This is a genomic window from Azospirillum aestuarii, assembly GCF_016632405.1.
GTDB classification, from domain to species: Bacteria; Pseudomonadota; Alphaproteobacteria; order Azospirillales; family Azospirillaceae; genus Azospirillum; species Azospirillum aestuarii.
Genome location: NZ_JAEPIV010000024.1, coordinates 84729 through 92786, shown reverse-complemented (window position 1 = coordinate 92786; position 8058 = coordinate 84729). Strand labels below are relative to the sequence as shown.

The window sequence follows — 8058 nt, the reverse complement described above, 5'->3', positions numbered from 1 at the left end:
TGAAACAAATCGAGCCCCCGGAAGCACAACCCTAGAATAGGTCCACGATAAGCGAACGGCTCGGTCCGTCCCGGTAGGGGCTGTTCCCATCGTAGTTCACCTGATCCGGCGTCACCGTCCCGCCGAAGCTGAACGGCGTTGTGGTCCCAGCCCGGCAGGCGTATTCCCACTGCGCCTCCGTCGGCAAGCCGAGCGACAGGCCGGGAAGGTGCTGGTTGATCCGCTCCAGAAAGCCCTGGATGTCGGTCCAACTGACCCGCTCCACCGGACAGCGTTCGTCGTTCTGGAAACGGCTCGGGTTTTCGTCCATCACCGCGCGCCACAGCGCCTGCGAACAGGCCGTGTCGAACAGCCAGAAGCCGCGGGTCAGCGTCACCGCGTGTTGCGGACCCTCGTCAGCGTACCGCTCCGCCTCGTCCTCCGGCGAGCCCATCCGGAAGCGGCCCGGCGCGATCCAGCGCAGCCGCTGCACCACCGGGTCGCCGCCCCGCAGCGGTGGCACCGCGAGGTCGGCCCACAGGCCGAAACGGTCGCGGCCAAGAGCGTCCGCCCAGGCGGGACGGGTCAGACGCTCCAGGCGAACCTCCTCCCGGTCGGTGACGATGCGGACGGCGGGGGTGTTGGGAAGCGGGCATCGCCCTCCGGACTCCATTCGCAGGACCGTGGCGCCCGTCATCCCCGGCACACCCCGTCGCACCGCCAGCCGGGGAGACGCCGGGGCCGCCGGCTCCGCTCCGCCGTCCCGGCTGGCCTGACCTGAGGCACAGCGAAAGCCGAAGCGGGCGAAGCGGGCGTCCGGGGCGTACCGGTTGCGGAAAGCGGCGCGGACGTACCAAGCGCCGCCAAACCAGGAACCACCGCGAAGAACGCGCTCGGCGTCGGCCGTTTCCGGTCCCCGTGGGTCGGTGACCGCTTCGCCCGTGTAGTCCCGCCGGCCGTCCGCGCACCACTCCCAGACATTCCCGTGCATCTCGTACAGGCCCCACGGGTTCGGCGGCAGGCTGCCCACCGGGACCGTCTGATTCCGGTACAGCCCCTTCGGCCCATCCCGATAAGGGTGGTTCCCATCGTAATTCACCTGATCCGGTGTGATCGTCCCGCCGAAGCTGAACGGCGTCGTGGTCCCGGCCCGGCAGGCGTATTCCCACTGCGCCTCCGTCGGCAAGCCGAGCGACAGGCCGGGAAGGCGCCGGTTGATCCGCTTCAGAAAGCCCCGGACGTCGGTCCAGCTCACTTGCTCCACCGGACGGCGCTTGTCGTCCTGGAAACTGCTCGGGTTCTTGTCCATCACCGCGCGCCACAGCGCCTGGGAACAGGCCGTGTCGAACAGCCAGAAGCCGTAGGTCAGCGTCACCTCGTGTTGCGGACCCTCGTCAGCGTCCCGTTTCGCCTCGTCCTCCGGCGAGCCCATCCGGAAGCGGCCCGGTGCGATCCAGCGCATTTTCTGAACCACCGTCGCAACGCGGAAGGTGACCCAGGCGCCGAAGCTGTCCCATCCCCAGTTCTCCGCCCAGGCGGGCGGGATGCCGGATTTCCAGAAGGCGTCGCGGTCCTCTCCCTCGATCGCAATCAGCCCATTGGCGGTTCGCAGGCTCAGGAGCGGACTGCCGGTTTCTCCACTGTCGCTTGCAACCATCAATTGGCAACCGATCTGACGCAGCGCTACGGTTCGTTCCGGCCCGCGGCCCCCAACGAAAGCCGGATCGAAGCCCGGCGGTGGCGGTGGAGCATCCTTGCTGGCGACGAACGCCGCCGCATAGAGCCGCGACAGGGATGTGGTCACGGCATCATCGGTCTGCCCTTGAATGTCCTCCACCCCGCGGCGGTAGAAGCGCCGCGCGTAGGGCAAATCGACAGGGTTGTCCGTCAACGACCGCGCGAACGCAGTCAACCGTTCGCGCGCCCATGCCATATCACCGTCACGAAGATCGGACGGCAGCGATGCCGGGTCCAGACGCAGCAGCTCTTCCATCCAGATGTCCGGTCGCGCGGCGTGATGGCGGCGCAACAAGGCGGCCACCTCCGGAATCAGCGCGCTCTCGGTTCGGTGCAAAGCAGCTCGGCCGGCGATACCGGCAGCAGGGTCGAGCGTGCCGGCAACGCAGGACCGTCCGACCAACGCCCGGTGCTGCCACAGGTCAGACTCCGTTCCGGCATCCGCCTGCCCGCCGAGAAGGAGACGCAGGTCGCGCAACAGCGCCGGTTCCAGCCGGACAGCTGGCGAGGCGAGCGCCAACAGCCGTTCCACCCGCAGGGCAAGGCCGTCCGGATCGGTGGGTGCGTCGGCGCGCCGGTCCCATTCCACCATCCGCCAAGCCCGCGCCATCTCCGGCTGCCAGCGTGCCCGCGGGCATGGCGTCAGAGCCACCGGGCAGCACCCCTCCAGCGCCAGCCGCTCGCCGAAGGCGTGCCATTGATGGATCAGGCGGCTTCCTCCGGCCGCCAGACAGCCGAGATCGCCCAGCACCACCACCAGCGTTCCGACGGGAGGTGGACGATATCGCTTCGGGTACCCGTGACGGTCGGACAGCACGGGCTCTTCCAAGCCATCCTCCATCGTCGCCCGTTCCACAGCATGGGCCGGGAAAAGGCGCGACAGGTTGCCGGCGACACGCTCCTGATCGCCGTAGAACGGCACCAGCCGTTCGCTGCGGTCGATGATGAATTGGATCGCGGAACCCCAGCGTCGGTGCCGCCGACGCGGCAGACGATCAAGCAGCCGCCCCTTCTCGACATGGCGCAGCACCGCTGGAATATCCGGTGCCCGACCTCTCGTCCATTCGACAGCGCTTTGCCGCATCGCCGACACGACCGCGTTCCATGGCGCCAGATCCGCCGATGCGGAAGGTGGCGGCAGGACATCGGCAAGTTCCAGAGCCGGCGCGGACGGTTCGGTGCCGGACGGCGCCTCGCTGTCACCGCCATGGCGTTTGTAGACCGTTGGCCGCCAGAACGGAACGTCGGCCAGCGGCGCAAGGTCGGCAATGGGCGGCTCCGGTGGAACATCACCCGTCGGCTTGGTCTTGGCTCCGGCTTTCAGCGGCGGGTCTTTTCGCCGTTGGCCGGACCGTCGGTAACCGGCCAGTTCCGCGGCCACCGCCAGCTCGTCTTCGCCGCCGACCGCATAGGCCCTCAGAAGATCGGCGTACCCGCACCGGCCGCGCGCGATGGGTGTCGGGAGAGGCGCAGGACGCTTCCGGGTCATGGCCGGCCCTCGTTCCGATTTTTACGGTGTGGCCGGCGCATCATGCTTGCGCAGCGTGTAGTCCCGCATGACCTCCAGCAAGCGCATGCCCTCGCGCGTGCCGCCCGCCAGTTCCCGCACCGCCCGCAACAGGTCGAGATACTCGGCTTGGCCGGGATAAGGGCGTTGATTCCGGCGGATGGCTTCGGCGCGGTCGATCTGCAGGAGTTCCGCTGCCTTGCGCAGCAGTTTGAGCGACAAATCCGGAAAATGCGCCCGCCCGCGCCCGACCAGGAAGGCGATCAACTCATCCTCCTTCGTCGGCAGGCCGAGGTGGAGCACCAGACAACGGCGCAGGAACGCGTCGGGCAGCACACGTTCCTCGTTGGTGGTGATGACCACCAACGGCGCGGTTCCGTTGATCCGGACGGGGGCGCCGCCCAACGGTGTGAATTCGCGGGCGCCCAGGGCGTCCAGCAGCCCGTTCGGCACCTCCGCTTCCGCTTTGTCGATTTCGTCGAGCAGCAGGACGCTGCCGTTTTCCCACGCGCCGCCGTCCCGTTGAGCCGGCGGTTCGACGCCCGCCATCCTCGCTTGGCGTCCGGCGCTTTGCCAATCGAACGCCCACCACAAGGGACCGGGATGGAGGAAGCGATCCATCGCCAGTTCCATCCGCGCCGCGACAATATCGTCGCGCAGGGCGCCGGCAAGCTGCGCCTCGGCCAACCGCTTTACGGCGTCGAACGTCCACATCAGATCACGGGATTCCGTGTGGGCATCCACCACGTGCTTGACGAAGGCCCGCCCCAGCGCTTTGGCCGCGGCGCGGGCCAGTTGGCTCTTCCCGACACCGGGCTCGCCGCGCACCAGAAGCGGCCGCCCGGCCGCCATCGCGGCGTTGATGGCGTGGATTTCCCGCGCCCGGAACAGATGAATGCGGTCGCTGGAACCAGATTCAGCAGGAAATTCGACGGCAAGAACGCCGCTGGACGATCGCGGGAGGGATAAGCGGGTCATGACTGCATCTCCGGCATCAGGCCCATCAGGCGTTGGATCTGGCGCATCTTCGTGTGCAGGCTCGCCATGGTCATGTCGAGGCGGACGACCGCCAAACCAGGGTAACGGGCGGCGACCCGGCTCATCAATTCCAGATGCCTTCTCTGGTCATCTGGTTCAGGGAAGACGGTGCATATGACGTACCAGCGGCGCCCAATGCCGACGCGGAAATCGATCTCTTCGTTGATCGACGTGTCGATGAGTCGGGGATTGCCCGACATCCGGATTGCCGGATTAACGTTCACCTTCAAGGCGAGCGCCGTTCGAATGTTCACCTCGTCAACGGACACTCCGTGGACGGACGAATCACGCCCTTCTTCCACGATCCCGAGCTGCAGCGAAAAGGCGGGTTTCGGCCAATCCAGCGCCGTCCCGGTCGGTTCGAACTGCGCCCTATGAATGTCGGTTCCGGCCATGACGATTTCAGCGAAGCTTTCAATATTGCTTGGGATCTCAATGATCTCGCCAAGATGCAAATAGTCGAAGCGGTCGCACCCGAAGCCGGAATGCGCGATGTACAACCAGGGGAACAACCACCCGCTGACATCGCCGACCGCCTTCAAGGCCATTGCGTCGATGGCTTCAGCACGGGTGAGATATCCGTACAGGGTGTGCAGCACGTCGGTTGCCGTTTCGAAGCGAACGTTCAGAAGCGTGTGGCAAACGCGCTGGACACGATCCTGCGAGATGGCAGCAGATGCGCCACTCGTCTTCGGCACATCCAGTGCCCTCTCCAGCATCTCGATGACCTGACCCGACGCGGTCAGCGCTTTGCAAATTTCCCGTTCGAGAACGGGCAGCCACTGCCCGCGCGATTGCTCTCGGCGTTTGCTCCCCAGGCCGCCGGAGAGGCCGGAGGCGTTTTCCGCGTCGCCTTCCGACGGTGCGGCCCCTTTATCGCTTCCTGGGGAATGCGATGAGCCGTGCTCCCCGGCTACATGCTGCGGGTTCGCCTTGTGACCGCTTCCCACACCACCAGCACAAGACCCTCCGGAAGAACCTCCACCGACCGATACCGACACCCCGTCGGTCCGACTATCTGCCAAGCCGGCCAGAAACTGTTGGCCGGTGTTCTCCCATGTGCAGACCAATTTTTCGGCCAGTTGCCGCCTCAACGACAAGGCGTTTTCGCGCGCTCGCTCAGGACTGACGGCGATCGCCAGGACTGCATCACGGACACTGACCATGTCCTTTTCCGTGTAGTTCGGGGTATCTCCGGCTCCGCGCCGCCCTTCGAGATCGAGTCCAGCAAGACACCCGGTGCCGGCCCCCTTCAGGGTTTCGTCCACAAGCCGGAACAGTCCGGAGTCTTTGCCGACAATCACCGGCACACCGGCGGCGATCGCTTCCCATCCGGTCAGGCCGAAACCCTCGTGCCAGGACAGCATCAGCGACAAATCAGTGCGGGCCAGCGTATCAAACAGACGCGCCCGATCCTCGTCATATGGAAGGGGCAAAACGTTGATCACACGTCCAGCATTCTCTTCAATAATATGGCGAACCTGTTTGGCTTCACCGCTGTCTTCAGTCGGCAGCCCGATGAGATAGAAAGTTGGTTTCTCGAGATTCGCTGGACCGCCCGGTTCCTTACCATATTTTGCCGCCGCTCCGAATCCGGCAAGCGCCAACCGCCCCTGCTTGATGCGGTCGGAAGCGGTCTCCATCCGCCCGAAGCTGACCGCGCTCAGGTTTCCCCTCGGCTTCCCTCTCTTTGTGATCGGCTCGCCGGCGAAGCCTGGAACGAGCATCGTCACCGGCTGCTCGCTGTCCCTCAGTTCCTCGCAAGAATCCCGCAGGGACGGCCCAACCGCAAAAAGGCGGGCGGTGGGCGTGCTGAACAACCTGCGCTGTTGGTTGGCCTTGTCGACAGCTTCGACCGCGTTGTCGTGTTTGTAGGCTTGGTAGGCGAGATAGCTCATGTGGTGGATAAGGGCCGTGCCACTGCCATGTACGGCTTTTGGCCCTTCCAAGGCCGCATCGCCGCTGACGACGTCATGCCCTACCCACCACGCAATGGGGGCGTTCTCGGCATGGTCACGCATCCACGCAGAAATCCTGTAGACCCAATCGGGATCAAACCGTTCCACCCGCCCTTTGCCAAGCAAAGGAACCAAGCGCACGCCGTTGTTGCGCGCATCGGCTTCATCGTCGGGCCGAGGGTCGGGAACCGCGCAAAACACCGTGCCATCCGTACCGAGCGCGGTGGCAAGCCCCACGGCAAAATCTCGGTTGAAGGCATTGATTCCCCCGTGGCGTGCACCCCAAGCCGTTGCCAACAGCATAAAATTGCTCGGAATCATGGAATGCCCTCAAAAGATTATTTTCTCTATATATTTTCTACTTTTAACATAAATGAGGTGGCGATGCATCCCTTTGCGAGTGCGTCTCGTCAGCGGACAGGGTTTTGTGAAGGCATCGTGATTGTCATGCTTCAGGGCAGCGACCTGCTCCAAAGCGGCGATGTGACGAACGATCCGGTGCCCCGCTGGCCAGCCAGTTCAAACGCAGCGCGGTGGGTGCGATCCACCCGGGCCTCGATCCGCCGCACGCCCCGACGCGCGGCGAGATGGGTGATCCCTTCCAGCAACATGGGAAGAAAGGTTGCTTCGGAGGTCGGATCGACGAAGATCTCAATGAGTCGCTCCGCCCACACCATGCCCACCCCCACGATGCCGTCTCCATCGACCGCCACGGCCAAGGGCTGGTCCTCTTCGGCGAAGCTGTGCCAGCGGATGGTCAGGAGGTCCCGTAAGGAATCCCGGTGCTCCACTCCCTTCCCGAGCCATTGGTCGCGGTCCAGGATTGCGGACAGGGTGCGGCAGAACCTTTGCAGCGCCGGAATATCGTCGAGGGTGGCTTGCCGGACGCACCGCGCCGGTAGCTGGACGCCGGCAGCCGGGGAAAGACACAGCCGAGTACCGGGAGGAGCCGGCGGCGCCATGGCCCACGCCGGATCGTGGACCCGTTCCTGCAGGCGATGAAGGAGGCGCGTTCTCACGCCACCGAAGGGAATCGCGTTCAGAAGCTCATGGATGGAGCGCCAGGAGCCATCGACGGCGGCCAATCCGGATCGCCGGACCACCGCCGGGCTGGGCCGCCCCCGCGCCGCACGGCGCAGGGCGTTCAGCCCGACGTCGAGATCGGACAGAGCGCTGAACATCTCCCTGGCGATGCCCTCCTGCGCAACCGCATCCGCCTGATCCAGAATGTCGTGGACCAGACCCTGCCCGAGGATCGCGACCGGCGAGGCCCGAAGCGCTTTGGCCCGTCGCAGATCGTGCCGGCAGGCCGCACATTCCCACAGGTGGCGTCGGGAAACCCCTTGGAGCAGAGACAGCGGCGCCCGGCAGTTCGGGCACCGGCGGCACAACCAGCTTCCGTGTTCCAAGCAGAGTTGGAGCGGCGCCATCCGCCACCCCCGGCGAACGTAGGGGGTGGATTCCGCCCGCCAACAGCCGGGACAGAAATACGGGGTGGGCCGCATCTCCATCCCCAGCGATGCCGAGATGTGGGCAGCGCTCAGCAGGAGCGTGAACCGTGCCGCCGGCAGGCCGGTCCGTCGCGCGAGGAACTCAAGGAACCGTGCCGGAGCCGCGCGGTCCGGATCGGTCACGGTCCGGCCGAGGACAGGGCGCAATCCCCGGAGAAACGCGTCCGGGCTCATCGCGTTCGCCCAAGCGTAACGGTTGAGCCAGCTGCTCAGCAATTCCCCGTCCAGCGGAGCGGGCTCCGCGGCCCAGCGATCGGACTGAGGGCGGCCACGCTCCAGCGGCTCCACCGGAAAGCGGTCCGCCGGCTCGGGGCGCATCACCTCGCCC

At 65.7% G+C, this 8058-nt stretch carries 4 protein-coding genes; all 4 read right to left on the bottom strand.

The features are described from left to right. Positions 1–31 precede the first annotated feature (31 nt). The 4 genes from JJL56_RS26535 to JJL56_RS26520 all read right to left on the bottom strand — a co-directional run bounded on the left by JJL56_RS26535 (position 32) and on the right by JJL56_RS26520 (position 8048). Positions 32–3205, bottom strand: coding sequence for a formylglycine-generating enzyme family protein (locus JJL56_RS26535; RefSeq protein WP_200486920.1), 3174 nt, complete (start codon positions 3203–3205; stop codon positions 32–34). 21 nt (positions 3206–3226) lie between these two features. Next, positions 3227–4201, bottom strand: coding sequence for an AAA family ATPase (locus JJL56_RS26530; protein ID WP_200486919.1), 975 nt, complete (start codon positions 4199–4201; stop codon positions 3227–3229). Further along, positions 4198–6540: a glycosyltransferase gene (locus tag JJL56_RS26525; protein ID WP_200486918.1), complete on the bottom strand. Its 2343-nt coding sequence runs from the start codon at positions 6538–6540 to the stop codon at positions 4198–4200. Before JJL56_RS26525 ends, JJL56_RS26530 begins: the two co-directional genes overlap by 4 nt. 131 nt (positions 6541–6671) lie before the next feature. Then, positions 6672–8048 carry a TniQ family protein gene (locus JJL56_RS26520; RefSeq protein ID WP_200486917.1) on the bottom strand — a complete coding sequence of 459 codons (1377 nt, stop codon included), beginning with the start codon at positions 8046–8048 and terminating at the stop codon, positions 6672–6674. Positions 8049–8058: the final 10 nt, after the last annotated feature.